The following is a 26,557-nucleotide window of genomic DNA, read 5'->3' on the forward strand; positions in this document are numbered from 1 at the left end:
ATTGGTGCCCGCCACCTGCGAAGGGTGGTTATCGGTGACCGGCCGTGGCTGTGCTCGGCGTCACGTGCTAGGTGTGGAGTAGAAACGCCACCGGGCCCGGCGGCGATGCGTTCCACATGGTTCACCGCGGCGTGTTGCGGCACCTAGCCGTACGCCGGGACGCGACAAAGGGCACACTGACGGGTCGAACAGACGTCGCGCCGAAGCGGCGAGGAATGAGCGGAGAGCGGACAGCGTGGCTGGATCGGCACGGACCAAGAAGAGCGACGCGGCTGGCGACGGCACCGGCCGTCGGCGGCTGGTGATCGTCGAGTCACCGACCAAGGCCCGGAAGATCGCGCCGTACCTCGGCGGAAACTACGTCGTCGAATCCTCTCGCGGTCATATCCGCGACCTGCCGCGCGGCGCCGCCGACGTGCCGGCCAAGTACAAGGGGCAGCCGTGGGCGCGGCTCGGCGTGGACGTGGACAACGACTTCGAGCCGCTGTACATCGTCACGCCGGACAAGAAGGCCACGGTCACCGAGCTGAAGAACCTGCTCAAGGACGTCGACGAGCTCTATCTCGCCACTGACCCCGACCGCGAGGGCGAAGCCATCGCCTGGCACCTGCTGGAGGCGCTCAAGCCGAAGGTGCCGGTGCGCCGGATGGTGTTCCACGAGGTCACCGAGCAGGCCATCCGTGCTGCCGCGGAAAGCACGCGTGAGCTGGACGCGGACCTGGTGGACGCGCAGGAGACCAGGCGCATCCTGGACCGGCTCTACGGCTACGAGGTCTCGCCGGTGCTGTGGAAGAAGGTCATGCCGAAGCTGTCGGCGGGCCGGGTGCAGTCGGTGGCCACCAGGATCGTGGTGGAGCGCGAGCGCGAGCGGATGCGCTTCAAGTCGGCTTCCTACTGGGACATCTCGGCGACCATGGACGCTGGAGCGGACGCGACTCCGCGTACCTTCCCGGCGCGGCTGGTGTCGGTGGACGGCGCACGGCTGGCCACCGGCCGCGACTTCGGCTCCGACGGGCAGCTCAAGGCGTCCGCGAACGACGTCCGAATCCTGACCGAGGCGGACGCGACCCGGCTGGCGCAGGCGCTGCACGAACGCGACTTCGTGGTCTCCAGCGTCGAGGAGAAGCCCTACACGCGGCGGCCGTACGCACCGTTCATGACCTCGACCCTGCAGCAGGAGGCCGGCCGCAAGCTGCGGTTCTCCTCGGATCGCACGATGCGGATCGCGCAGCGGCTGTACGAGAACGGTTACATCACCTACATGCGTACCGACTCGACGACGCTGTCGGAGACGGCGATCTCGGCGGCGCGCAGCCAGGCTTCGCAGCTCTACGGCAAGGAGTACGTCGCGGACAAGCCGCGGCAGTACACCCGCAAGGTGAAGAACGCCCAGGAGGCGCACGAGGCGATCCGCCCTTCCGGCGAGGTGTTCCGTACCCCCGGCCAGGTGGCCGGTGAGCTGGAGTCCGACGAGTTCCGCCTCTACGAGCTGATCTGGCAGCGCACCATCGCCTCGCAGATGGCCGACGCCAAGGGCACCACGATGTCGGTGCGGATCACCGGCAACGCGAGTAGCGGCGAGGAGTGCACCTTCGCCGCGTCCGGCCGCACCATCACCTTCGCCGGGTTCCTCAAGGCGTACGTGGAGGCCGTGGACACCGAGGCCGGTGGCGAGGCCGACGACAAGCAGAGCAGGCTGCCGCAGCTGGTCAAGGACCAGTCGGTGCTGGCCGGCGAGCTGAGCCCGGACGGGCACTCCACCTCGCCCCCGGCGCGCTACACCGAGCCAAGCCTGGTGAGCAAGCTGGAAGAGCTCGGCATCGGCAGGCCGTCCACCTACGCGTCGATCATCAACACCATCCAGGACCGCGGGTACGTGTGGAAGAAGGGTTCCGCGCTGGTGCCGTCCTGGGTGGCCTTCGCCGTGGTTGGCCTGCTCGAGCGGCACTTCGAGCGGCTGGTGGACTACGACTTCACCGCCGGCATGGAGGACGAGCTCGACCGGATCGCGGCCGGCGCCGAGCAGCGCACCTTGTGGCTGTCGAAGTTCTACTTCGGCGGCGACATGGGCGTGGACGGTTCGATCGGCCGGCTCGGCGGGCTGAAGAAGCTGGTCGAGGGCGGGGTCGAGGACATCGACGCCCGTCAGATCAACTCGATCCCGCTGTTCAACGACTCCGACGGGCACCAGGTCGTGGTCCGGGTCGGCCGCTACGGCCCGTACCTGGAGCGTGAGGTGGACGAGAAGTCCCAGCGCGCGAACCTGCCGGAGGACCTGCCGCCGGACGAGCTGAGCCCGGAGATCGCGGAGAAGCTGTTCGCCACCCCGCAGGAGGGCCGGGTGCTCGGCACCGACCCGGTGAGCGGGCACGAGATCGTGGCGAAGGAGGGTCGTTTCGGCCCGTACGTCACCGAGCTGCTGCCCGAGGCCGAGGAGCCGGAGGGGATGACCGCGGCGCAGAAGAAGGCCGCCAAGGCGAAGCGGCCGAAGCCGCGCACCGGCTCGCTGTTCAAGTCGATGTCGGTGGAGAGCGTGACCCTGGAGGACGCGCTCAAGCTGCTGTCGCTGCCGCGGGTGGTCGGCAAGGACCCGGAGAGCGGGGACGAGATCACCGCGCAGAACGGCCGGTATGGGCCGTATCTGAAGAAGGGCACCGACTCGCGCTCGCTGGAGAACGAGGAGCAGCTGTTCACGGTCACCCTGGAAGAGGCGCTGAAGATCTATTCGGAGCCGAAGCGCCGTGGCCGCCAGGCTGCCGCCAAACCGCCGCTCAAAGAGCTCGGCGACGACCCGGTATCCGGTAAACCGATGATCGTGAAGGATGGCCGGTTCGGTCCGTACGTCACCGATGGTGAGTACAACGCGACCCTGCGGAGGGCGGACAGCATCGAGTCGCTGACCGCGGACAGGGCGGCCGAGCTGCTGGCCGAGAAGCGTGCGAAGGGGCCGGCGCCGAAGAAGAGGGCGTCTCCGGCTCGGAAGAAGACGCCCGCGAAATCCGGGGCGGGTAAGGCCAAGTAGTCCCGATCCCGGCGCGGCACCACCGGATATCGGTGTGGAGGGGTGTAATGCCTTGTGACCGATTCATTGCCGACCGTGTACGAATTGCTGGAAATGGCGGCCAGGCCCGCGCTGGAGGCGCTGCCGCGACGGGTGACGGTGGACGATCTGTTCAACCCGGACGCCTCCGATGAGGACATCCGGGGTGGCGCGTTCGCCTTCGGCTCGGACAACCCGGCCGACTTGGCCGCCGAGGCCGAGCAGCACAACGCCTGGGCGGTCGCGCTGGAACAGGTGGGGCTCGGTAAGCACGGCGAGCTGAACGAGACCGGCGTGCGGATGGCCGGGCTGATGCTGCGCGGCCCGGTCCGGGTGGTGCTCAGCGGCCTGCACGAGAAGGCGTCCGGCACGCTGGACATCCGCTGCTACGCCGACGACCGGTCCGGGGTGATCTGGAGCTGGCGGCCGGACGGCAGTTCGATGATCCGCGGCGGCGGCTTCTACCAGCTGTTCGAGCGGATCGTGGAGTTCGTGCCCGACTGGCCGGAGGGCAGGGCGGACACCATCCGGGTGCCCGCCGACGCCAAGGGTGTGATCGACGAGGGCTACCGGGACAAGGTCGAGGAGCTGAAGGCGTTCCTGGCCAGGGAGCGGGCCGGCACCCTGGTGCTGGATCTGGTCGCCTACAACACGCTCTGCTCCGAGTACCTCGAGCACGCCTTCCTGGTGATCGACAACGACCTCGGCCGGCATGTGCTGGCCACCCTCGGTGACGACGGGCCCGAGCGCGGCATCCTGCTCACCAAGTCGAGTCCGGACGCGCTGGCGTGGTGGATGGAGGAGTCGGTGGAGCAGGCGATCGAGCGACGGGACGAAGCCGACTAGTCCGATCAGGCTATCGAACGTCAGTTCGATTCGAAAGTGTCGGTCCCAAGCGGTGTACTGGTTTGGTGACCACCTCTTCACCTACCGTTTTCGAGCTCGTCGACGAGGTCATCGCGCCGCTCACCCGCGCGGTACCCCGCCGCCTTTCCGTCATGCAGTTCTACGACCCGGACGCCGATCCGGCGTCGCCGCCCGGCCTTCCCCTCGCCGACCTGGCCGCGGAGGCGGCGCGGCACAGCTACTGGCACGACCGGCTGGCCGAGCTCGGCCTGTCCGAGGGTGGGCGGCTGGTCCCCGGGATGCCGGAGCTGCTGGACGCCATGCGCCGTGGGGACGTCCGCGGGGTGCTGACCGGGGTGTTCGCCGGCCGGCCGGAGCCGGTGCAGGTGCAGTTCTTCGGCGGCAAGCAGCACGCCGCGCTGATCAGCAGGGTCGGCGACCAGGCGGTGCTGCGGACCGGAAGCGCGGAGGACCTGGTTCGCCTGGTGCTCGAGCAGCTGCCGGACCGCCCGCCCGGGCGTGGTGACGTGCTGCGGCTCGATGCCGGGCCGCTCGGCGTGCTCGGTCCCGAGTGCGCGGCGGAGGTGGCGCACATCCGCGAACTGGGTGCCCGGCCGCGGCTGGGCACCGTGCTGGTCGACCTGTCCGTAGGTGACAAGGTCGTGGCGAATCATCCCGGCGGCACCTACGCGTTGCTTGACACCGCGGACGGGCGCCACGCGCTGGCCGGCTCGGTGGACTGCGCGGGGAACTGGAGTCTGCTCTGCCGTCCGATCAGCACCGCGAAGGCTGGCGAGTGGCTGGCCGAGTCCATTCATCAGCACGAGGAGCCGGGATGCTTCTGAAACCCGAACCCGATGGAGTCCATAGTGGACAGTCCAATGCGGATTCGACCGAATGCCGGACCAGGTTCGGCGGCCGGATTCGCGGGCCGTGAGCCGTGGCACCCGCCTGCGGTGGGTAACCGTGCGGTGCCCCCGGTTGGCCCATGCGCGGTGGGCTGAGACCACTACGCTGGAAAAGGTGCAGGTTCCGTCGAGCGCGAGGATGGTCAGATGAGCCCGGCTGGGGACGACGCGCTGTCCAGTGGTGACGGCACCCACGCGTCCAGCACGGCCGACTCCTTCGGCGACCCGTTGTCCGGGCTGGTCACCGGCTCGGACACCGATCTCCGGGACGACTTCGGGCCGATGCGCATCGCGGAGCCGGTGAAGCCGGACGTGGACGCGGTCAAGCAGATGGTGGACGCCGCGATGGGCGGTGAGGTGCCGGTGGAGCCGGCCGAAGCGGAGTCGCCATCGGCCCCGCTGGCAGGCCCGGCCGCGCCGGCCGGTGGTACGCAGCAGCAGTTCGGCCTCGCCGAGCCGCTCGGCATGCTGCCGCAGCAGCGCAACTGGCCCGCTCGCCAGGTGATGCGCCCTGGCCGGCGGGCGAAGGTGCGGCTGCCGAGGCCGAAGGTCGGCCTGCCGAAGACCAAGCCGACCCGCGGGTCCGCCGGCGTCATAGTGGCCGTGGTGCTGCTGATCGTGTTCGGTGTCGTGCTGATCGAGCTGATCTCCAGCCTGGTCGGCACCGTTTCCGGCCTCTTCGACTGATCGTCGCCGCGCTGCGGTGTTTCGCCTGTTCGGCGCGGTGCGCCGAGCCCGGGGCCGGTGTGCCGACGCGGACAGGGATACCCTGACCCACACGGTCGGGGGACCCGGCGGCCGCGGTGGCCGGGGGTCTGCCGGCACCGCGGTGACAAAGGTGGGTGGGCCGGATCAGCGAGGGCGTCCAGGAGGAACGGCGCGCGGACGCGAGGGCGTCGGCGAACTCCGACGCGTCCACCGTCTACCGGGTACGCCGGGTGCTGGCCATCAAGCCGTTCCGCCGGCTCTGGGGCGTCACCTACCTGTGCAGCACCGCGGACTGGCTGGCCATTCTCGCGCTCACCGGCCTGGCCACGAAGTTCACCCAGAACTACACCGCGCAGAACTTCGCCTTCACCGCGGTCGTGCTGACCGGCCTGCTGCCTGGCCTGATCTTCGCGCCGCTGGGCGGCCTGCTCGCCGACCGGTTCGACCGGCGCAAGGTCATGTTCGTGGCCGATCTGTTCCGCTGCGGGCTGCTGATGTCCATCGCCTTCGTCGGCACCGGGTTGTGGCTGTTCATCGCGAACTTCCTGGTTGGCGCCAGCTCGATGATGTGGATCCCGTCCAAGGACGCGGCGGTGCCGAATCTGCTGCGCCGGCCGGACCAGGTGGAGACCGCGAACCAGCTGGGCATGGTGATGACCTACGGCCTCGCCGTGGTCACCGGCGGCGGTATCTACGCGATCATCACCGGGATCGGCACCACCCTGCACCTGCCGCCGAACCTGTTCGGCGAACTGGGTTTCGCGAAGATCGTGGTGGTCATCAACGGCCTGCTCTACCTGGGCAGCGCACTGCTGATCATCACCAGGATCCCCGAGCTTTCGCTGCGCAACGTGCACACCCGGCCCGGCGGCGCCACCGCGCAGCCGCCGAAACCGCAGCCGCTGCCGGCCGCCAAGCCGGGTGCGGACGGGCAGGCCGACGAGCCGCGCACCGGGTTCCTCGGCATGGTCCGCGACGGCGCCAGGTTCGTCCGCACCACACCCCTGATCCGCGGCCTGCTGATCGGCGCGATCGGCGCGTTCGCCGCCGGGGGCGCGGTGATCGGCTCGGCCAAGCCGTACTCGTCCAGCCTGCTCGGCGGCGATTCCTCGTTCGGCCTGCTGGTGGTCTCCGTCTTCGTCGGGCTCGCCAGCGGGATGGCCGGGGCGCCGAAGCTGGCCAAGCGGCTGCCGCACGACCGGCTGTTCGGCATCGCCATCGTGTTCGCCGGGATCGCGCTGATCCTGGTCGCGCTTTCCCCGCACCTGGCTATCTCGCTGGTCACGGTGGCCATCGTCGGTGCCTGCGCCGGGGCCGCCTTCCTGACCGGCGTGACGATCATCGGCTCGCAGGTGGACGACTCGATCCGGGGCCGGATCAACGCCATCTACCAGTCCCTGATGAAGATCATCGTGTTCGGTTCCACCGCCACCGTGCCGCTGCTGATCGGACTGGTCCGGCCGCGCCGGGTGAGCGTCTGGGGCGGCGACATCATCATCGACGGCACCCGTCCGGTGATGCTCGGCGGCGGGCTGCTGGCCGCACTGGTCGGCGTGATCGCCTACCGCCAGATGGATTCGCGCCGGACCGAACCGATCCTGGCCGACCTGCGCAACGCGATCCGCCGCCGCCCGCGCCGGGTGAACGGCCTGCTCATCGCGCTGGAGGGGACCACCGTCACGGACACGGCCAGCCAGGCGGCGCGGCTGGCGGACTGGCTGCGCGAGGGCCCGCGGGACGTGGTGCTCGCCGCCGACCCGGCACTGGACGACAAGCGGCTGACCACCTTGGTGTCCGGCGCATCGCTGTCCGGCGCCAGAGCGCAGGCGCTGGCCGCCGCGGCGGTGCGTGCCGACATCGTGGAACGAGATGTGCAGCCCGCGCTGGACGCGGGCGCGATCGTGGTGATGGAACGGTTCGTGGACTCGCCGCTGGCGCACCTGTCCGCGGTGGCCGGGCTGGACGCGAAGGAGCTCGAAGGGCTCGCGGACTGGGCCACCGGCAAGCTCCGCCCGGACGTGACCGTGCTGCTGGACGCCGACCCCGGGCTGGTGGTGCCGGAGAAGAGCAGCGCCGAGCAGCACTGGCGGGTGCAGCACCTGCTCACCGAAATGGCCGCCGCCGACCCGGACCGCTATGTGGTGGTGGACGCGGACGGCAGCGAGGACGAGGTCGGGGAACGCGTGCGGACCGCGGTCCGTGCCGTGCTGGCCGGCCGCCGGGCCGGGCTGGTGCCTGCTGAAGTCGTGGAGGCGAAGTGACCGAGGCGCTGGTCCGTGCCGGAGTCTGGAAGCAGCTGGTGGGGCAGGAGCCCGCGGTCGAGATCCTCGGCGCGGCGGCCGCCGCCGCGGCCAGGATCGTCGACGGCGAGTCGGTCACCCCCGGCGCGATGACCCATGCCTGGCTGCTCACCGGCCCGCCCGGCTCGGGCCGCTCGGTGGCCGCCCGTACCTTCGCCGCCGCCCTGCAGTGCAGCACCGGCACCGGTTGCGGCGGCTGCAACGGCTGCCGGACCGCGGCCGCCGGCACCCACGCCGACGTGCGGCTGGTGGTGCCGGAGGGGCTGTCCATCTCGGTGGCCGAGATGCGCGCGCTGGTGCAGGCCGCCGCCCGCCGGCCGAGTACCGGGCACTGGCAGGTGGTGATCATCGAGGACGCCGACCGGCTCACCGAGGGCGCCTCCAACGCGCTGCTCAAGGCGGTCGAAGAGCCGCCGGAGCGGACCGTGTTCCTGCTTTGCGCGCCTTCGGACCATCCGGAGGACGTGTCGGTGACCATCCGCTCGCGCTGCCGGCTGGTCAACCTCCGCACCCCGCCGCCGGAGGCGATCGCGCAGGTGCTGGTCGAGCGCGACGGGATCGACCCCGAGCTGGCCGAATGGGCCGCGTCGGTCTGCGGCGGGCACGTCGGCAGGGCGCGCCGGCTGGCCACCGACGAGAACTCGCGGAACCGCCGGGCCGCCGTGCTGCGCATCCCGCTCGGCCTGCGCCGGCCGTCCGACGTGTTCGCCTGTGCGGACGAGCTGATCAGCGCGGCCGAGGGGGACGCCACCGAGGAGAGCAAGGTGCGCGACGAGTCGGAGCGTTCCGAGCTGCGCACTGCGATGGGCGGCGACGGCACTGGCAAGGGGGTCGCGTCCGCCAAGCGGGCCGCCGACGCCGCCGTGCGCGCGCTGGAGAAGCGCCAGAAGTCCCGCGCCACCCGTACCCAGCGCGACACCCTGGACCTGGCGCTGGTGGACCTGGCCGCGTTCTACCGGGACGTGCTGGTCACCAGCAGTGGCGCGGGCGCCCGGCTGAACCATCCCGACCACGCCGCCGACATCACCGCCGCGGCCGGGCAGTGGTCCCCGGATTCCACCCTGCGCCGGCTGGAGGCGGTACTGGCCTGCCGCGACGCGATCGGCTTGAACGTGAAGCCCCGGATCGCCGTCGAAGCCATGGTCACCACCCTCCGCCACGGCTGAGGGCTTTGGCAGCCTAGGAGCGCGGGCGGGGTGACGGCTTGAACGGGCGGGCCGGCACGGTCTTGCGGCGCCCCGGCAGCGCGGCCACCAGCACCACTCCGGCGAGCAGCAGGCCGGTGCCGGTCCAGAACATCGGCACTGCCGCGTACGCGGCGCTCGTCTGGGCCAGGTTCTTCGGCCCGGCGGGCGGCGCTTCCCCACCGGCGGGCGGTGCGGGCGGCGGGCTGGTGGTGCCGCACTGGACGCCACCCTCCGGGGCGTAGGCCCTGGCCACCTGCTCACCGAGGGAGAGCTGCGCCAGCGAGGACGGCAGGTTCTTGGCCGCGTCGCCGGGCAGCAGTTCCTTCAGCTTCGTGGTCGGCAGCACCTGCAGGTCGAACAGCCTGGCCGAGGCGCCGAGCTGGTAGCCCTTGAAGGGATCGGTCATCGCCTGCCCCTTCTGGTCCAGGCCGGCGATGCTCAGCCGCAGCACGCCGAGGTCGAGCACGAAGTCCTCGGCCGCCTTATTCAGCGGCTTGGTGACGCCGTCGGCCATGCTGACCAGCCCGCCGACCACCGGCACGTCCTTCAGCGCCTTGCTGCCTTCACCGAGCGCGTTGAGCAGGCCGGTCAGCGGCAGCCCGATCGGGATGTCCTCGGTCGGGTTGGCCGCGTCCAGGGTGTAGAGCACCTTGTCGCCGCTCTTGAGCTGCAGCACCGGCGCGGTGTAGTCGACCTTCGAGGTCTTCTCGTCACCGGTGGAGGTGACCTTCAGCGTCGGCTGGCTGGCCACCGAGATGCTGAACAGCCCGCCGAGCAGGTCGATCTTCACCGCCTGCATGGTGGAGGTGGTCTCGACCGCCTTGTTCTTCGAGTCCGGCAGGTCGACCAGCCGGACCACCGAGCGGGACGAGAGCGCGTTCGGCACGTTCAGCAGCGCGCCCTGGCCGTCCTTGCTGGTCTGGCCGCCGCCGGAGAGCAGCCCGCCGAGTGCGCCGAGCGGGTCGTTCGGGTTGAGGCCCTTCTCCACGTCGACCGGGTCGCCGTTCTGGGCCAGCGCGCCGATCGGGGTGCTGCCCAGCGACGGGATCACGTTCAGCAGGGACAGGTTGGCCACCGAGGTGCTCGCGTCCGCGATCGCGCCGTCCACGCAGGGGCCGAGGGTCTCGCTCCAACGGGCGTGCGCGCTGCCGTTGAGCAGGCCGAGGTTGAGCAGCGGGTTCTGCGGGGCGTTCAGCCCGCCGGTGGTCGGCTGCGCGTTGTCCGGCAGCGCGGTCTGCGCCAGGCTGCCCGGCGCCTGCGGGCTGTTGCCGGCCACCGAGAGACCGAACGGCGACGCCTGCGCGATCGAGCGCTCGTAGTTCAGGTAGGACTCGGAGTTCGCCTGCGCGCTGGACAGCCCGACCCCGCCCTCCAGCGCGGACTGCTTGGGCAGCACCTCGCCCATGCCGGGCAGGATGGCCGGGGTCTCCACCGCGTTCGGCAGCAGCCGCAGCACCCCGAGCGCGGTGCCAACGTCGGCGACCGCGTGGCCGAGCGGCTGCACCGCCGGCGGCGCCGAGATCGGCGGCTGCCCCGGTTGCCCCGGCTGGGGGATGGGGGTGGTCGGGATGGTCGTGCTCTGGGCCAGCGCGGGGCCGGCGGCCGACAACGCGAGCACGGCGACGGTCACCGGCAGAGCCAGCGTGCGTGGCAGACGTCCGCGCATGTGCAGGGTCCTCCTGGGGCAGCGGGGTCGGTTCGGCGTTGAGACCGACGTCATAGCACCCTAACGACGGCGGGGCCGGGAAGTGACGCCGGAGGCAACCGCTACACTTGAGCACCGTCGGACGGGGTGCAACTCGAAGCCCCGTTCTTCGCCGCCTTAGCTCAGTCGGCCAGAGCGATTCACTCGTAATGAATAGGTCGGGGGTTCGATTCCCCCAGGCGGCTCAAGCAAAGAGGCCCCCGGACCGGGGGCCTCTTTTTCATGTTTTTCATCGCACGGGCGGGGCGGAGGTCATTCGCCGCCGCTGCCGTAGGTGCGGGTGATGATCTCCAGGGCGTGCCCGCTGGGGTCGTGGAAGTACGTTCCCCTGCCGCCGTCGTTGGTGTTGATCTCGCCGGGCCGCTCCCGGTGCGGGTCGGCCCAGAACTGCAGCCCCTGTTCGCGGATCCGGCCGAAGATCTCGTCGAACTCGCTTTCACTGACCAGGAACGCGTAGTGCTGCGAGGCGATCTCGCCGTCCGTGGCGAGGAAGTCGAGGTTCACCCCGTTGCCGGTCTGGAGCGTGAGGAATGGGCCGTAGGGCTTCGGGTCGGCGAAACCGAAGAGCCGCGCGTAGAAGCTCGCCGACGCCTCCCGGTCACGGGACGCGATGATCGTGTGGTCTAGCTGGACCGTCATGACAACCCTGCCTTCCCCTCGAATGTTCGTCGTCACTTGACGGTAGAACTTCGAGCCAGGTAGAGGTCAAGGCCGCGAACGGGCGGTCAGTCCGGCGGTTCGATGGCGACGATGGTGGCCGTCACCGGTCCCCGCGGCGGCCGGTAGGTGATCGTGTCGCCCGGCTGGTGCCCTTCGAGTGCCTTGCCCAGCGGGCTTTCCATGGTGAAGCCGTCCGCGCCGGTGTCCTCGCCGATGACCGCGACCACGTGCAGGATGTCCTCGCTGCCGTCCTCGAAGCGCAGGGTGACCGCGGTGCCGTCCGGAAACGAGGACACCGTCTCGTCGCCGTAGGTCAACAGTTCGGTCACTTCGGCGATCCGCCGGTCCAGGTATGCGGCGGCTTCCGCCCGCTCCAGCAGGTCCGCCTGGTCCGCGCTGTCCCCCACTCCGCGCTGCTCGCCGGGTGGCGGCGCGTTCGTGACCCGCTGTTCTCGTAGCTGGACCAGTTCCTGCTCGAGCTGCCGGCGCGCCTCGGCGCTCAAACCGGTGGACTTCTTCGACACCATGGCAGCCTCCCGGTGCCCGATTCTCCGCTGCGCGGTGCCGCAACGCCAGTTGTGATCAACACCCGCGCGGGATCGTGAGTAACGTCCCATTCCTGGGACTGTCGGTGCGCGGGAGGCGGAATGTCCGAGCCGAGGGTGGCGATCGTCGGGGCCGGGATCGGCGGCCTGACACTGGCGCTGGCGTTGCGCCGGCACGGAATCGCCGCGGAGGTTTACGAGCAGGCGCTGGAACTGCAGGAAGTGGGTGCGGCGGTCGGGCTCACCGCGAACGGCACCCGGCTGCTCGAACGGCTCGGTCTCGGCGCGGGACTCGAAGCCAACGGCACCATGCCGGCCGCGCTGGTCTACCGGAACTGGCTGGACGGCAGGCGGATCGCCGAGTACCGGGGCGCGGCGGAGTACGTGGCGCAGTTCGGCGCGCGGATGTACGGGGTGCACCGGGCGGTGTTTCAGCGGCTGCTGCTGGACGCCGTCGGCGACGGGGTGGTCCGGATGGCCCATCAGCTGACCGGGATCGAACGGGCCGGCGGCGAACTGCGCCTCGAGTTCGCGGACGGTGCGAGCGCGACGGCGGACGTGCTGGTCGGTGCGGACGGGGTGCATTCCACCGTGCGCCGGTGGCTGACCGGCGGTGAGCACACCGCGCGCTACTCGGGCACCAGTGCGTTCCGCGGGCTGGTCCCGCTCGACCGGTTGCCCGCCTTGCCGGAGCCGGACGCGATCCAGTTCTGGATGGGCCCCGGCGCGCATCTGCTGCACTACCGGCTCGGCGGCGAGGTCAACTTTCTCGCGGTGGTCGAGGGGCCGTCCCGCTGGCACGAACCGGCCTGGGTGGTGGACGTCGAGCCGGGCGCGAACGTGGCCGCGTTCGAGGGCTGGCATCCGGCGGTGACCGAGCTGGTGGGCGGTAGCACGATGCATCAGCGCTGGGCCCTGTTCGCGCACGAGCCGTTGCGGCACTGGGTGCGCGATGGCGTGGCGCTGCTCGGCGACGCGGCGCACGCGATGCTGCCGCACCACGGGCAGGGCGCGAACCAGACCATCGAAGACGCGGTCGCGCTCGCCGACTGCCTCGCCGCGGCGGAGCCCCGGATCGCGCTGCGGCGCTACGAACGGCTGCGCCGCGCCCGCACCCGGATGGTGCAGCACTGTTCCCGGCAGGCTTCGCCGTCGCTGCACCTGCCGGACGGGCCCGCCGCGCGGCTTCGTGACAGTGAGCTGGCGGAGCCCGTCGAGGCGTTCGCCTGGATCCACGGGTACGACGTCCAGCGTGAAACAGGACGAGTGTCCTAGAGTTCAGGACATGTGTCCCGAACGCGTGCTCTCGCCCAACCAGCTGTGGAAGCAGGAACAGATCGTCGAGGCGGCCAGGGTGGTGCTGGCCAGGGACGGGCTGGCCGGCTGCACGGCGCGGGCGATCGCGGAGGCCGGGCCGCTGACCAAGAGCGCCATCCACTACTACTTCGACGACATCGACGTGCTGATCGACCGCGCGATGGCCGCGCAGGTGAACACCTTCCTGACCGGGCTGCGCGAGCTCGGTGCGCGGCACCAGGATCCGAAGGCCCGGCTGTTCGCGGTGCTGGAGGGTTATCTCGACGCGTTCGCCGGCCGGTCCGGGGCGGCCTTCCTCTGGTTCGAGTACTGGATCGCGGCCAGCCGCGCGGACCATCCGCAGGCCATCGACGCGATGCTGCGCTCGGTCACCGGGCTGCTCACCGAACTGCTCGCCGCGGTGGACGTGGAAGACCCGAGGGCGCGGGCCAGGGCCCTGCTCTCCTACCTGCTCGGCACGATCGTGCAGCAGCGCGTGCGGCGCCGGCCGTTCGCCACCCTGCGGGCCGAGATCGAGTCGCTCTGCCTTTCCGACTACGGCTAAAAAACCCCTTTAGATCCGTAGCGCTACGGATTGTTCCGCATCCCCTTCGTGGCCAGGGTGAGTAGACGCCCGCCCATCCCCGGGGCGGGCCCCTGCGAGGAGACGAAGATGCGGAAAAGACGTTGCTTGCTGGCAGCGGTTTCGGCGTTCGCACTGCTGGCGGCCGGTGCCGCGGCGAGTCCCGCGATCGCCGCCGCGCCTGCCCCCGAAGCACAGTCGGTGCAGGAGGTCTACGAGGTGTTCGGCACCGGTTCGCCACAGCTGCGGACCAAGGTCGCCGGCACCGGGGTGGACGTGCTGACCGCCGATGACAAGTCGGCCACGGTGATCGCCACCTCGGCCGAGGCCGCCACCCTGCGTTCACTCGGATTCACCGTGGAGTCACGCGGTTCCTTCCAGCGCCCGGTGGGACCGAGCGCGGCCGCCGCGGACTTCCCGGCTGGCGACGAGGGTTACCACACCTACGCGGAGACCACCGCCGAGCTGCAGCAGGCGGCCCGCGACCACGCCGGCCTGACCGCCCTGTCCAGCGTCGGCACTTCCTATGAGGGCCGCGCGCTGAACGTGCTGAAGATCAGCGACAACGCGGGTACCGACGAGAACGAGCCCGAGGTGCTGTTCACCTGCAACCAGCACGCCCGCGAGCACCTGACCACCGAGATGTGCCTGCACATCGTGCAGCGCTTCACCGACGGCTACGCGACCAACGCCTCGATCAAGAACATGGTCGACTCGACCGAGATCTACGTGGTGCCCAACGTGAACCCGGACGGCTCGGAGTACGACATCTCCGGCGGCCGCTACCACATGTGGCGCAAGAACCGGCAGGGCCAGGGCACGGACCCGAACCGGAACTGGGGCTACCAGTGGGGCTGCTGCGGCGGCTCCAGCGGCAGTCCGACCAGCGAGACCTACCGCGGCCCGTCCGCGTTCTCCGCGCCGGAGACCAGGGCGGTGTCCAACTGGGTCAACGGCCGCAAGATCGGCGGCGTGCAGCAGATCAAGGCGCACATCGACTTCCACACCTACTCGGAACTGGTGCTGTGGCCCTACGGCTACACCTACAACGACACCGCGCCGGGCATGACCGCCGCCGAGCAGAAGCGGTTCGCCGACCTCGGCCGTCAGATGGCGGGCACCAACAACTACACCCCGCAGCAGTCCAGCGACCTCTACATCACCGACGGCTCGGTGAACGACTGGATGTGGTTCAACCACAAGATCCTGAGCTACACCTTCGAGATGTACCCACGGGGCTCGAACCCCGGCTTCTACCCTCCGGACGAGGTGATCGGCCGGGAGACCACCCGTAACGACAGGGCGGTCGACCTGCTCGTCGGCGCGGCCATCGGCGCCCCCGTCGGCGTCTAACCCCGCACTCCTCTCAAGTCCGTGAAGGGCCCCTTGCCTACGTTCAAGGTAGGCAAGGGGCCCTTCACGGACTGTGCGCTTAGAGTGCACGGCATGCCGCTGTTTTCCTTCGAGGGCACCAGCCCCACCGTGCACCCGGACGCCTGGATTGCCCCGACCGCCACCCTGATCGGCGACGTCATCGTGGAGAAGAACGCGTCGATCTGGTACGGCGCCGTGATCCGTGCCGACTTCGGCCGGATCATCATCCGCGAGGGCGCCAACATCCAGGACAACTCGGTGATCCACGTGAACGAGTCCGTCTGCGAGGTCGGCAAGAACGCCACCGTCGGCCACCTGTGCCTGGTGCACGACTGCACGATCGGCGAACAGGCGCTGGTCGGCAACGGGTCCACCGTGCTGGACCAGGCGCAGATCGGCGCCCGCGCGCTGGTCGCCGCCGGTGCCACGGTGACGCCGAACTCGGTGGTGCCGCCGGAGACCATCGCGATGGGCAACCCGGCCAAGAAGCAGGTGCCGCTGACCGACTCGGCCCGGCTCTGGGTGGACCACAACGCGGCCATCTACCAGCAGCTCGCCGACCGCCACGCCGCCGGCATCGAGCCCGTCGAGCCCTGACAGTCCTGATGCAGCGAAGGCCACCTTGCCTGCGCTGGACGCAGCGAAGGTGGCCTTCGCTGCATCAACTGGACAGGGCCGGGGTGCACTAGGCTTGGGGTGGCAGACAGCGACTGGCGCCTTAGAGGTGGAGCACCACCGGGAAGCGAACGACGAGGCCGGCACCGCGCGCCTGGGTGAGGCCTGTTCAGGCCTGTCAGGAGACGGACATGACCCACCAGCCAGCCCTTCCCACCCTCGCCGCCGCCGACCCGGAAGTCGCCGGGCTGGTCGAGGACGAGGCGAAACGCCAGCACGAGAAGATCCGGCTCATCGCGTCCGAGAACTACGTTTCGCAGGCCGTGCTCGAAGCGACCGGCACGGTGCTCACCAACAAGTACTCCGAGGGCTACGCCGGCAAGCGCTACTACGAGGGCCAGCAGCTGATCGACCAGGTGGAGACCCTCGCCGTGGAGCGGGCAAAGTCGGTGTTCGGCGCCGCGCACGCGAACGTGCAGCCCTACTCCGGCTCGCCCGCCAACCTGGCCGCCTACCTGGCGTTCGCCAAACCGGGCGACAAGGTGCTCGGCATGGCGCTGCCCGCGGGCGGGCACCTCACGCACGGCTGGAGCGTGTCCGCGACCGGCAAGTGGTTCGAGCCGGTGCGCTACGGGGTGCGCAAGGAGACCGGCAGGGTGGACCTGGACGAGGTGCGCGAGCTGGCCTTGCAGCACCGGCCGAAGCTGATCTTCGCCGGTGGCACCGCGATCCCGCGCACCATCGACTTCCCCGCGTTCGCGGAGATCGCCCGCGAGGTGGACGCGGTGCTGGTTGCCGACATCGCGCACATCGCCGGGCTGATCGCCGGTGGCGCGCATCCGTCGCCGGTCGGGCACGCGCCGGTGATCACCACGACCACGCACAAGACCCTGCGCGGCCCGCGCGGCGCGATGATCCTCTCCGACGAGGAGCACGCGAAGGCGATCGACAAGGCGGTGTTCCCCGGCCTGCAGGGCGGCCCGCACAACCACACCACGGCCGCGATCGCGGTGGCGCTCGGCGAGGCGGCCAAGCCGGAGTTCCGCGAGTACGCGCACGCGATCGTGGCGAACGCCGTGGCGTTGGGCGAGGCGCTCTCCGAACGCGGCTTCGAGCTGGTGTCCGGCGGCACCGACAACCACCTGCTGCTGGTCGACCTGACCAGCAAGCAGGTGGGCGGCAAGCCGGCCGCGCAGGCGCTGGACCGCGCCGGGATCGAGCTGAACTACAACACGGTGCCGTTCGACCCGCGCAAGCCGTTCGACCCGTCCGGCATCCGGCTCGGCACCTCGGCCATCACCACCCGCGGCCTGACCCCGGAGCACCAGCCGCAGATCGCCGAGTGGATCGACCGCACCGTCACCGCGGCCGCCACCGGCGACGAAGCGACCATCACCGGTATCGCTGCCGAGATCCGCGAGCTGCTCTCCGCCTACCCCATCCCCGGCTACTCCGCGTAACCCGGCTGAATGCCGTGAAGGGCACCTTGCCTACCTTCAAGGTAGGCAAGGTGCCCTTCACGGATTCGGCTTGAAGGTCAGTGTTCGGTGGGGGTGACGGCCTCTTTTTCGAGACGGTCGGTTTCGCGCTCGTAAGAACGGGCGATCTCGGCCTCGGCCTCGCCGCGGCCGACCCAGTTGGAGCCCTCCACGCTCTTGGCGGGCTCCAGGTCCTTGTACACCTGGAAGAAGTGCTCGATCTCCAGCTTGTGGAACTCGTTCAGGTGGTGGATGTCGCGCAGGTGCTCCAGCCGCGGGTCGTCCGACGGCACCGCGAGCACCTTGTCATCCGGGCCCTTCTCGTCGGTCATCCGGAACATGCCGATCGCCCGGCAGCGGATCAGGCAGCCGGGGAAGGTCGGTTCCTGGACGAGCACCAGCACGTCGAGCGGATCGCCGTCCTGGCCGAGGGTGTTGTCGATGAACCCGTAGTCGGCCGGGTACTGGGTGGCGGTGAACAGGGTGCGGTCCAGCTTGATGCGCCCGGTCTTGTGGTCCACCTCGTACTTGTTGCGTTCCCCTTTGGGGATTTCGATCGTGACGTCGAACTCCACGCCGTCCTCGCTGCTCTGTCTTCAGGTACGCCACGCGTCGTGGGCGGCTCACCGTTTCGCTGACTTGTCCTCACTAGTGTGGACTACGCGGGGCTGGGAAGTCGCACGGATGCCGTCTTGACGACGTGTGAGCTTGGCCCCTTGACGCGAGCGGGCTGGCCGCCAGCGAAGAGGAGGGGTGCGTGCCGGAGCACGATGAGCCGCAGTGGCCGTCGGACGACGAGGACACCGGGTCCGAGGGCGGCGGAAAGACCGCTGAGCTGCCGGTATCCGGGTTCTCCATGTTCGAGCCGCAGACGGTCTGGGTGACCAAGCCGCAGTCCCAGCCGCCGCGCCGGCCCGCCGCTCCGCCTCCGCCGGACCACCGGCCGCCCGCCGCCGCGCGGCAGCCGGTGGACCAGGTCCAGCCGGTGCGCCGGACGCCCCCGCCACCCCAGCACCAGCCGGAGCAGCAGTGGCCCCGGCAGGAACCGGAACAGCAGCCGGACCCGCAGTACCAGCAATGGCCGCCGCAGCAGTCACCGCCGCAACAACAACCGCCTCAGCAACAACAACCGCAGCAGCAACCGTCGCAGCCGCAGCCGCCGAGGCCGTCGCACCTCGGTGCGCCGCAGCCGCCGATGCTGCCGCCGGTCCCGGCCGCGCCGCACGCCATGCCGATGCGCATCGAGCCGACCGGCGAGCTGCACCCGGCCGAGGCCACCACCGGCGCCGACCGGCCCGCGCCCGCGGCCGAGAGCGCACCGGCTCCCGCGGCTGTGCCGAAACAGCCGAAACAGCCGAAGCGCAAGAAACGCGGTCTCCTGATCGGCGGACTGGCGTTGTTGCTGGTCATCGCGGTCGGCGTGGCGCTCGCGCTGCCGTACGTGTCCAACCGGCTCGGGCTGCCGTGGGCGCCGAACGCGCCGAAGGGCGCGGTGCCGCAGCCGGTCGCGGTCACCAGGGTGCTGCACGGACCGTCCGCCTCGGCGCCGGCGCCCACCGCGGACGGGGTCGCCGCCGCGCTGACCGGGCCCGCCGGCAACTCCCTGCTCGCCACCCTCACCGGCAGCGTGCTCGACCCGGCCACCGGAGACGTGCTCTGGGACCGCGGTTCCGGGCAGCCGCTGACCCCGGCCTCCACCACCAAGGTGCTCACGGTGGCCGCGGCGCTGCTCGCCATGGACCCCCGCACCCAGTTCTCCACCAAGGTGGTCCAGGGCGCCGAGCCGGGCACCGTGGTGCTGGTCGGCGGCGGCGACCCGACGCTGTCCTCGTTGCCGGAGGGCAAGGAGTCGCTCTATCCGGGCGCCGCCCACCTGGACGACCTGGTCGCGCAGGTGAAGGCGTCCGGCGTGCCGGTGAGCAAGGTGCAGCTCGATCTGAGCGCGTACACCGGGGAACGCACCGCGCCCGGCTGGGCGCCGGACGACGCGCCGTCCACCTTCATGGCGCCGGTGACCGCGGCCATGCTGGACGGCGGCCGCAGCGACCCGAACGACGACAAGTCCATGCGCACCGGCGACCCCTCCGGGGTGCTCGCGCAGAAGTTCGCGGAGCGGCTCGGCGCCACCGCGCAGCCGAACCGCGCGCGGGCGCCCGGTGACGCCAAGGTGCTCGCCGAGGTCAAGTCCGCCCCGCTCACCGAGCTGACCACCGGCCTGCTGGACATCTCGGACAACCTGCTCGCGGACGCCGTCGCCAGGCAGACCGCGATCGCGACCGGTGGCGAGGCGTCCTTCGCCGGCGGGGCGAAGGCGACGCTGGATGTATTGGCGCAGAACGGTTTCGACGTGACGGGCGCGCAGCTGTTCGACAACAGTGGACTGTCCACTATGAACAAGGTGCCGGCCGGGGTGCTGAGCGCGCTGCTCGCGGTGGCGGCCGCGCCAGAGGGCAAGGACCCGCGGACCGCCAAGCTGCGGCCGCTGCTGGAGGGGCTGCCGGTCGCCGGCGGCAGCGGCACGCTGTCCGGCCGCTACACCGACGGCGCCGGCGCCAAGGGCAAGGGCTGGGTGCGCGCCAAGACCGGCACCCTGGACGGCGCCAACACACTGGCCGGGATCGTGCTGGACACCGACGGCAGGCCGCTGGTCTTCGCGCTGATGTCCAGCTCGACCCAGGACAAGGACGCGGTGCGGAAGGGACTCGACGCGATCGCGGCGACCCTGCGAGGCTGCGGCTGCCGCTGAGCCATGGCGGTTTTCCGGCCCCGGCACGGGTAGCGTCGGGGACATGAACGCGGTGAGTGAGGGCACCCGCCCGGTGGTCGACTGGTCCATGGCCGCTTCGACGGGCGCGTTCCTGGTGCGCGGCGGGCCCACGGTGCCGCGCGAGGAGGCCGAGCTGGCGGTCGCCGAGTTGCGCGAGCTGACCGTGGACGCGGAAGCGCACGTGCGCGAGCTGACCGGCCTCGGCGCCGGGCTGCCGCTGCTGCCCGGCGAGGTGGTGGACCGGCCCGGCTGGGTACGGGCCGCGGCCGGCGGGCTGGACACGCTGACCAGCAAGGCGCTGCCCGGTGGGGCCGGCGGTCCGTTCGGCCCGATCCTGGCCGGTGGTGCCGGCGTGCAGACCGGGCTGGTGCTGGCCTTCCTCGCCTCCAGGGTGCTCGGCCAGTACGACCCGTTCGGCGGAGAGCGCAAGGAGGGCACGCTGCTGCTGGTCGCGCCGAACGTGGTGACCGCGCAGCGCGCGCTGGACGTGCCAGGCCGCGACTTCCGGCTGTGGGTCTGCCTGCACGAGTGCACCCACCGGCTGCAGTTCACCGCGGTGCCCTGGCTGCGCGACTACTTCGCGGACGAGGTGGAGCGGCTGGTCAGCGGGCTGACCGGGGACGGGGACGACGACGGCCATGGCCTGAGCGAGCTGTTCGGCAGGCTGCCGGAGACCCTGCGCCAGGTGCGGAAGGGCAAAGCGGCCGATGCCGGCCCGGCACTGGCGCAGCTGCTGCGGTCGCCGCAGCAGCGCGCGGTGTTCGAGCGCCTGCTCGCGCTGTCCACCCTGCTGGAGGGGCACGCGGACTACGTGATGGACGCGGTCGGCCCGGCGGTGGTGCCCACGGTGGACGTGATCCGCGGCCGGTTCACCGAGCGGCGCAAGGGCGGCGGCCTGCTCGACCGCTTCCTGCGCAGCCTGCTCGGGGTGGACGCGAAAGTCCGCCAGTACGCCAAGGGCGCCGCCTTCACCCGGCAGGTGATCGACCAGGTCGGCATGGCCGGGTTCAACGCGGTGTGGACCTCGCCGAACACGTTGCCGACCAGGGCCGAGATCGAAGAGCCGGACTCCTGGGTGCGCCGGGTCCACAAGGGGTGAACGGCCCGGCTCCGGCGGTCGCCATGGTGCGGCGGGCCGTGCGGGACTTCCTCGTCGCACATGCCGACCAGCTCGAGTGCGGCGAGCTCTGCGTGGCGGTTTCCGGTGGCGCCGACTCGCTCGCCCTCGCCGAGGCCTGTGCGTACGCGGGCCGTCAGCGGGGTTTGCGGGTGCGCGCGGTGGTGGTGGACCACGGCCTGCAGCCGGGTTCGGCGGCGGTGGCCGAAACGGCCGCGGCCACCGCTCGTCGGCTCGGCGTGGACAAGGCCGAGGTGCGCACCGCGGACGTGCGCGGAGCCGGTGGCCCGGAAGCGGCCGCGCGCAAGGCCCGCTACCAGGTGCTGCGGGCGGCACTGCCCGCCGACGGCGCGCTGATGCTGCTCGGGCACACCCGCGACGACCAGGCCGAGACCGTGCTGCTCGGCCTCGGCCGCGGTTCCGGCCCGCGGTCGATGGCCGGGATGCGCCCGCTCGACCCGCCGTGGGCGAGGCCGCTGCTGGACCTGCCGAGGTCGGTGACCGCGGACGCCTGCGCGGCGCTCGGGGTGACCCCGTGGCAGGACCCGCACAACGCCGATCCCAGGTTCACCAGGGTCCGGCTGCGCGGGGAAGTGTTGCCGCTGCTGGAGGACGTGCTCAACGGCGGGGTCGCCGCGGCGCTGGCCAGGACCGCCGCGCAGCTGCGCGAGGACAACGAGGCGTTGGACACACTCGCGGGTGAACTGGCGGCCGGGATCGGCGCCGAGATCGAAGTGGCCGTGCTCGCCGACCGACCGGCCGCGCTGCGCCGCCGGGTGCTCCGGCGCTGGTTGCTGGACCGCGGCGTGCGCGAACTGACCGACGCGCACCTGCGCTCGGTGGACGCCCTGATCGGAGCGTGGCGAGGTCAGGGCGGAGTGTGGCTGCCCGGCAACTTGGTGGTGCGACGGGCGCATGGCAGGCTGCACCTCATCGATCCCGATTGGACAGAGCAAGCGTCCGAACCCACCACAAAAGGGGACTGACCAGTGTACGAGGGCGAGATCGCCTCCGTGCTCATCACCGAGCAGCAGATCAACGACAAGATCGCCGAACTGGCCGAGCAGGTCGCGGCCGACTATCCCGGGAACGGGAGCGAGTCGGACCTGTTGCTGGTCGGAGTGCTCAAGGGCGCGGTCATGTTCATGACCGACTTCGCCCGCGCCCTGCCGATGCCGGCGCAGCTGGAGTTCATGGCGGTGTCCTCCTACGGTTCGGCCACCTCTTCCTCCGGGGTGGTGCGCATCCTCAAGGACCTCGACCGGGACATCGCCGGCCGTCAGGTGCTGATCGTCGAGGACATCGTGGACTCCGGGCTCACCCTCTCCTGGCTGCTGAAGAACCTGGCCAGCCGCAACCCCGCGTCGCTGGAGGTCTGCTCGCTGCTGCGCAAGCCGGAAGCGGTCAAGGTGGACGTACCGGTCAAATACATCGGGTTCGACATTCCGAACGAGTTCGTGGTCGGTTACGGGCTCGACTTCGCCGAGCGCTACCGGGACCTGCCCTACATCGGCACCCTCGACCCCAAGGTCTATTCGTCCTGATCACGAGGTCGCTACCAAATCCGTGGAACCCGTTGCGCGACCCGCCGGGAATCCGGAACCCTAACCGCCGAGAACGCGTCATAGGGGCGAACTGAGTGCGTTAACCTATGCGAAGGGGAGCGCCGCGTAGCAGACGCGGTGTCGAGCTTGGGGCAGGAGAGAGTACTGATGGGCAACAACAGCTTGGCGGACGCCAGCGCGTTCCGGAACGCGGCGGTCAACGGCCAGCTGGGCATCGACCCGGACTCCGCGCAGACGGTGCTGCAGAAGGTCCGGCTCGGCAAGGACGCGGTGGAGAGCCTGATCCGCAACGCCGGCTCGCTGGCCGAGACGCCCAAGCTCGGCGACAACCCGGTCGGGAACGCGATCGCGGCGAAGGTGGCGAACCGGGCGGAGGGCGGCGGTGACTCCTACACCCAGGCCCTGCGCAACCTCTTCAACCAGTACGACCAGGCCGAGCAGGCGATCGTCGCGGCCATGGGTTACTACAAGCAGATCGACCAGGACAGCAGCGACGCGCTGTCCGGGCGTGGATGAGGCCGGGGGAAAACGGAATCATGGCTAACCACAGCAGCGACTCTTACTCGGGCGACGGCGGCTACGGTGCCTCGGGCGCCCCTGCTGTCAGTGCCTCCGCCCCCGGCGGCACCTCGGTCCAGCTGGACAACGGGGACAGCGTCGGCATCGTCGAAGCGGCCCGCAACCGCCAGGACGGCTTCGAGATGGGCGCCGACCGCGCGATCGGCAGCCCGCCGAACTGGGCCGCGCAGCCGGACACCACCACCCTGTACCGGCTGGCCACCGAGAACAACGTGCCGGCCACCGCGGAGGGCATCGGCCAGTCCTGGAACGGCCACGGCAAGGACCTGCACCAGGCCGCCAACGACCTGTACAACGCGATCTCCGAGCTCGGCTCGGTCTGGGTCGGGCAGGGCGCCGGCGCCGCGCAGGGCACCCTGGTCGCGATCGCCAACTCCACCTCGCAGGCTTCCGAAGCCGCCAAGACCATGGCCAACCGGCTGGCCCAGCAGGCCGCCGCGGCGGCCGAGGTGAAGAAGCTGCCCGCGCCGAACGACTACGACCCCGCGCAGGCGATGACCGCCGCGCTGGCCGGTGGCCCGGCCGCGATGATCGCGGACCAGAAGGCCCAGTTCGACGCCGCCAAGGAAGTGATGGCGCAGCAGGTGGCCTACCTGAACGCCTACACCCAGTCGATGTCCGAGGTGGACGGCACCACGCCGAGCTTCGGCCCGGAGTCGCTCGGCCTGCCCGCCACCAGCTCGCACCACAGCACCGGCGGTGTCGGGGTCGGCGGCGTGAACGGCCCGCAGGCGGTCAACGCCGCCGCGGTCGGCATCGGCGGCCCTGGCGCGCACGGCCTCGGCTTCACCGGCAGCGACCAGTTCAACTCGCAGACCACCCAGGCCGGCTACCAGGGCAACCAGCCCGGTGCGGCGGCGCACGCCGGTGCCGGTGGCGCCGTCGGTTCGGCGGTGCCGCACACGCCCGCCTCGGCCGGTTCGTCCGCCGGTGGCGGTGTCGGCGCCCAGCTCGGGCTCGGCGCGGTCGGTGCCGGTATGGGTTTCGCGGCCGGCAAGACGCTGAACGCGGGCAACCGCAGCGGCAGCACCAAGCAGAACAGCAACGAAACCTCGGCCACCGCGGACAACCAGCCAGGCAACAGCGCGGCCTCGGCCACCCCGCAGCAGCCGGGTGTCGTCTCGCCGGCCGGCACCATCGGTGGCGCCGGCGCGGCGCCGCCGCCCACCGGCATGGGCGGGATGGGTGGCATGGGCGGTGCCGCCGGTTCCCAGCAGCAGGAAGAGGAGCACACGCACGCCTCCTTCCTGATCGAGCCGGACCCGGACGACGCCTTCGGTGCCAACGAGGCCACCCCGCCGCCGGTCATCGGCGCCTGGAACGACGACGAGGACCGCTGACACGTGAGCCCAGTGCTTGGTCCGGCGCGGGTCGTGCCGGCTACGAAGTTGTCGGCCGTCCGAGAGCGGGGCAGGTAAGTGGCGAAGGCGGAGCTGCTCACTCCGCTGGAGCTCGACTTCCTCTGGGAGTCCGCGGGATCGGGTGACCTGCCCTATCCGCTGGAGGTGCGCTCCCATGGCCTGACCATGGACGAGCGCGCCGTCCTGCGGCAGCGGGCGATGGCCGAGCTGGCTCGGCGCGGCCTGGTGGACGAGCGGGGACGGCCGGAGCCGCATGTCGAGGAGTTCTTCGAGATCCTCGGCGCCCCGGACCTGAGCCTGGACAGCATGCACATCAACACCCCGAACGGCGCGCCGCTGCTGGCGGTGGCCGCCGCGCTCGGTACCCGTGCGGTGCTGGCGGTCAAGGACGAGCGCGGGTTCCACCTGCAGCCGATGCCGGCGGACGGCCTTGCCAGCGCGGTCGTCTCGCTGCTGCCCGCGGCGCCGCGCGGCACGGACAAGTCCATCACGGTGCCGCTGGAGCAGCTGCTCTCCGGTTCCGGGGTGGACTTCATGCAGCGACGCGGCCCGGCCCAGCCGGACGGCAGGGCGAGCACGGACGACGACCGCAAGGCGCTGGCCAAGCTGCACGCCCAGCCGCGGCTGCGCGGCGGGCAGATCGGCGCGAACGCCCGCAGCCGGGTCGGCGGCCGGTCCCGCGGGCCGGTGCTGAGCTGGTTCGACACCGACTCCGGCCGCTACTTCACGCAGGCCACCCGCGGCCGTGACGGCAGCGACTGGATCACCATCGCCCCGGCGGACGTGGCCACCCTGCGCAGCAGGCTCGGCGAGATGCTGACCAGGGTCGCGGACTCGGCGGCGGGCGCGCACTGAAATCCGGTCCGCTACTCTTCGGTAGCCGAGGTGATTCGGGCAACGGGTTCGGTACGCCGCTCTGGGAGGGAACCGTGGGCACGCAGGAGTTCTTCACGCCGGTCGCGTTCGACTTCCTCTGGGAGGCGATGGGTATCGGGGAGATCCCGTACCCGCTGAACGTCCGCTCGCACGGCGCCACCGAGGACGAGCGCATCGCCCTGCGGCAGCGGGTCAACATCGAACTGCAGGCCAGGGGCATCCGCGACGAGCACGGCCGGCTCGAACCGCAGGTCGAGGACTGGCTCGTCACCCTGGCCAGGCCCACGACCAGCATCGACGCCCTGCACATCCCGGACTACCAGGCCCCGCCGATCGGCATCCTGGCCGCCTCCGACGGCAAGAACGGCGTGGTCGCCATCCAGGACGCGAACGGGATCTGGATCCGGCCAGCCTTCGCCGAAGGACTCGCGTCCGCCGTGGTGGACCTGCTGCCACCGGGCAAGCGCGGCACCGAGGCGTCCATCACGCTGCCGCTGGAGGAGGCGCTGCGCACCGCGCCGATCCGGGTGGCCGTGTCCGCGGCGGGTCAGCAGCCGGACGCCGAGGACGCGAAGAAGCGCCGGGAGCGGGCGCGCACCCCGCTGAGCGAGCGGGAGACGGATCCGCGCCAGGCGTACGCCCAGCTTTCCGGCCAGCCGCGGCTGCGCGGCGGTCAGCTCGCAGCGAACAGCCGCAGCGCCACCCTCGGTAGCCGCCAGCGCTCGCCGGTGCTCGCCTGGTTCGACACCGCGACCGGCCGCTACCTCAGCCTTTCCCGGGCGGGCACGGACGGCCGGGAGTGGGTGACCATCTCACCCGCCGACCCCAAAACACTGCGCATGCGGCTGGGTGAGATGCTCCGCGGGGTGGCGGAGGAGCGCCGCTAGCCGGGTCGATCGCCCCAGTGGGAACATCGGCGTGCCGATGTCCGTTGACCTGCGGGAGGCTCGCGCAGGTGCCTGGTTCAGCCGGGCGGTATCCTGGTGAGTACGGGTGTCCCCGGACGCCGCTAGTTGTCAACACCGTGACGGCGGATGTCACATCTAC

23 protein-coding genes and 1 tRNA gene are annotated in these 26,557 nt (G+C 70.9%); 20 read left to right on the forward strand and 4 right to left on the reverse strand.

The features are described from left to right. The first annotated feature begins 235 nt into the window (after window positions 1–235). The 6 genes from topA to AMYNI_RS0119500 all read left to right on the forward strand — a co-directional run bounded on the left by topA (window position 236) and on the right by AMYNI_RS0119500 (window position 8,968). Complete coding sequence (gene topA / locus AMYNI_RS0119475; protein ID WP_020669716.1) at window positions 236–3,022, forward strand: type I DNA topoisomerase; 2,787 nt, start codon at window positions 236–238, stop codon at window positions 3,020–3,022. Between the two features lie 54 nt (window positions 3,023–3,076). Continuing rightward, window positions 3,077–3,886: a hypothetical protein gene (locus AMYNI_RS0119480; RefSeq protein ID WP_020669717.1), complete on the forward strand. Its 810-nt coding sequence runs from the start codon at window positions 3,077–3,079 to the stop codon at window positions 3,884–3,886. Between the two features lie 65 nt (window positions 3,887–3,951). Continuing rightward, a complete protein-coding gene (locus AMYNI_RS0119485) occupies window positions 3,952–4,731 on the forward strand; it encodes an ESX secretion-associated protein EspG (protein ID WP_026360661.1) in 780 nt (259 codons plus the stop codon). A 210-nt stretch (window positions 4,732–4,941) separates the two neighbouring features. Continuing rightward, the gene (locus AMYNI_RS47295) at window positions 4,942–5,481 is read left to right on the forward strand and encodes a hypothetical protein (RefSeq protein WP_020669719.1); all 540 of its coding nucleotides are present in this window, start codon (window positions 4,942–4,944) and stop codon (window positions 5,479–5,481) included. A 155-nt stretch (window positions 5,482–5,636) separates the two neighbouring features. Beyond that, entirely contained in the window at window positions 5,637–7,763 is a 2,127-nt protein-coding gene (locus AMYNI_RS0119495) for a bifunctional MFS transporter/dTMP kinase (RefSeq protein WP_020669720.1), read from the forward strand. Continuing rightward, entirely contained in the window at window positions 7,760–8,968 is a 1,209-nt protein-coding gene (locus AMYNI_RS0119500) for a DNA polymerase III subunit delta' (protein ID WP_020669721.1), read from the forward strand. The genes AMYNI_RS0119495 and AMYNI_RS0119500 overlap by 4 nt, the downstream gene beginning before the upstream one ends. 13 nt (window positions 8,969–8,981) lie before the next feature. Here the strand turns inward: AMYNI_RS0119500 and AMYNI_RS0119505 are convergent, their stop codons facing one another. Next, a complete protein-coding gene (locus tag AMYNI_RS0119505; RefSeq protein ID WP_020669722.1) occupies window positions 8,982–10,655 on the reverse strand; it encodes a hypothetical protein in 1,674 nt (557 codons plus the stop codon). 150 nt (window positions 10,656–10,805) lie between these two features. Here AMYNI_RS0119505 and AMYNI_RS0119510 point away from each other — a divergent pair. Further along, window positions 10,806–10,879 (forward strand) — tRNA-Thr (locus AMYNI_RS0119510). 67 nt (window positions 10,880–10,946) lie between these two features. Here the strand turns inward: AMYNI_RS0119510 and AMYNI_RS0119515 are convergent. Both AMYNI_RS0119515 and AMYNI_RS0119520 read right to left on the reverse strand, forming a co-directional pair. Then, the gene (locus tag AMYNI_RS0119515) at window positions 10,947–11,333 is read right to left on the reverse strand and encodes a VOC family protein (protein ID WP_020669723.1); all 387 of its coding nucleotides are present in this window, start codon (window positions 11,331–11,333) and stop codon (window positions 10,947–10,949) included. A gap of 86 nt (window positions 11,334–11,419) precedes the next feature. Further along, the gene (locus AMYNI_RS0119520) at window positions 11,420–11,881 is read right to left on the reverse strand and encodes a GreA/GreB family elongation factor (RefSeq protein WP_020669724.1); all 462 of its coding nucleotides are present in this window, start codon (window positions 11,879–11,881) and stop codon (window positions 11,420–11,422) included. Between the two features lie 120 nt (window positions 11,882–12,001). Here AMYNI_RS0119520 and AMYNI_RS0119525 point away from each other — a divergent pair, with 120 nt between their 5' ends. The 5 genes from AMYNI_RS0119525 to AMYNI_RS0119545 all read left to right on the forward strand — a co-directional run bounded on the left by AMYNI_RS0119525 (window position 12,002) and on the right by AMYNI_RS0119545 (window position 17,227). Further along, entirely contained in the window at window positions 12,002–13,174 is a 1,173-nt protein-coding gene (locus AMYNI_RS0119525; protein ID WP_020669725.1) for an FAD-dependent monooxygenase, read from the forward strand. 10 nt (window positions 13,175–13,184) lie between these two features. After that, window positions 13,185–13,760, forward strand: a complete 576-nt coding sequence (locus AMYNI_RS0119530) for a TetR/AcrR family transcriptional regulator (RefSeq protein ID WP_040405822.1) — start codon at window positions 13,185–13,187, stop codon at window positions 13,758–13,760. Between the two features lie 108 nt (window positions 13,761–13,868). Continuing rightward, entirely contained in the window at window positions 13,869–15,131 is a 1,263-nt protein-coding gene (locus AMYNI_RS0119535; RefSeq protein WP_026360662.1) for a M14 family metallopeptidase, read from the forward strand. Between the two features lie 93 nt (window positions 15,132–15,224). Next, window positions 15,225–15,749, forward strand: coding sequence for a gamma carbonic anhydrase family protein (locus AMYNI_RS0119540; protein ID WP_026360663.1), 525 nt, complete (start codon window positions 15,225–15,227; stop codon window positions 15,747–15,749). A 209-nt stretch (window positions 15,750–15,958) separates the two neighbouring features. Then, a complete protein-coding gene (locus tag AMYNI_RS0119545) occupies window positions 15,959–17,227 on the forward strand; it encodes a serine hydroxymethyltransferase (protein ID WP_020669729.1) in 1,269 nt (422 codons plus the stop codon). Window positions 17,228–17,304: 77 nt separating this feature from the next. On the opposite strand, the gene AMYNI_RS0119550 is transcribed toward AMYNI_RS0119545, so the two are convergent. Then, complete coding sequence (locus AMYNI_RS0119550; protein ID WP_020669730.1) at window positions 17,305–17,820, reverse strand: inorganic diphosphatase; 516 nt, start codon at window positions 17,818–17,820, stop codon at window positions 17,305–17,307. Between the two features lie 182 nt (window positions 17,821–18,002). Here AMYNI_RS0119550 and dacB point away from each other — a divergent pair, with 182 nt between their 5' ends. The 8 genes from dacB (at window position 18,003) to AMYNI_RS0119590 (ending at window position 26,397) form a co-directional block, all read left to right on the forward strand. Then, entirely contained in the window at window positions 18,003–19,991 is a 1,989-nt protein-coding gene (gene dacB, locus AMYNI_RS0119555; protein WP_020669731.1) for a D-alanyl-D-alanine carboxypeptidase/D-alanyl-D-alanine endopeptidase, read from the forward strand. Between the two features lie 43 nt (window positions 19,992–20,034). Next, a complete protein-coding gene (locus AMYNI_RS0119560; RefSeq protein WP_020669732.1) occupies window positions 20,035–21,111 on the forward strand; it encodes a zinc-dependent metalloprotease in 1,077 nt (358 codons plus the stop codon). Then, the gene (gene tilS / locus AMYNI_RS0119565) at window positions 21,108–22,115 is read left to right on the forward strand and encodes a tRNA lysidine(34) synthetase TilS (RefSeq protein ID WP_020669733.1); all 1,008 of its coding nucleotides are present in this window, start codon (window positions 21,108–21,110) and stop codon (window positions 22,113–22,115) included. The genes AMYNI_RS0119560 and tilS overlap by 4 nt, the downstream gene beginning before the upstream one ends. A gap of 3 nt (window positions 22,116–22,118) precedes the next feature. Further along, on the forward strand, window positions 22,119–22,673 hold the full coding sequence (gene hpt / locus AMYNI_RS0119570) for a hypoxanthine phosphoribosyltransferase (protein WP_020669734.1): 555 nt from the start codon (window positions 22,119–22,121) through the stop codon (window positions 22,671–22,673). Window positions 22,674–22,841: 168 nt separating this feature from the next. Beyond that, window positions 22,842–23,210 (forward strand): hypothetical protein, encoded by a 369-nt coding sequence (locus tag AMYNI_RS0119575; RefSeq protein ID WP_020669735.1) that lies wholly within the window; start codon window positions 22,842–22,844, stop codon window positions 23,208–23,210. Window positions 23,211–23,230: 20 nt separating this feature from the next. Beyond that, the gene (locus AMYNI_RS0119580) at window positions 23,231–24,613 is read left to right on the forward strand and encodes a hypothetical protein (protein ID WP_020669736.1); all 1,383 of its coding nucleotides are present in this window, start codon (window positions 23,231–23,233) and stop codon (window positions 24,611–24,613) included. Between the two features lie 78 nt (window positions 24,614–24,691). Continuing rightward, a complete protein-coding gene (locus AMYNI_RS0119585) occupies window positions 24,692–25,489 on the forward strand; it encodes an ESX secretion-associated protein EspG (RefSeq protein ID WP_020669737.1) in 798 nt (265 codons plus the stop codon). A 74-nt stretch (window positions 25,490–25,563) separates the two neighbouring features. Continuing rightward, window positions 25,564–26,397, forward strand: a complete 834-nt coding sequence (locus tag AMYNI_RS0119590; protein WP_020669738.1) for an ESX secretion-associated protein EspG — start codon at window positions 25,564–25,566, stop codon at window positions 26,395–26,397. Window positions 26,398–26,557 lie beyond the last annotated feature (160 nt).

The sequence above is a fragment of the Amycolatopsis nigrescens CSC17Ta-90 genome, assembly GCF_000384315.1.
Classification (GTDB): Bacteria; Actinomycetota; Actinomycetes; order Mycobacteriales; family Pseudonocardiaceae; genus Amycolatopsis; species Amycolatopsis nigrescens.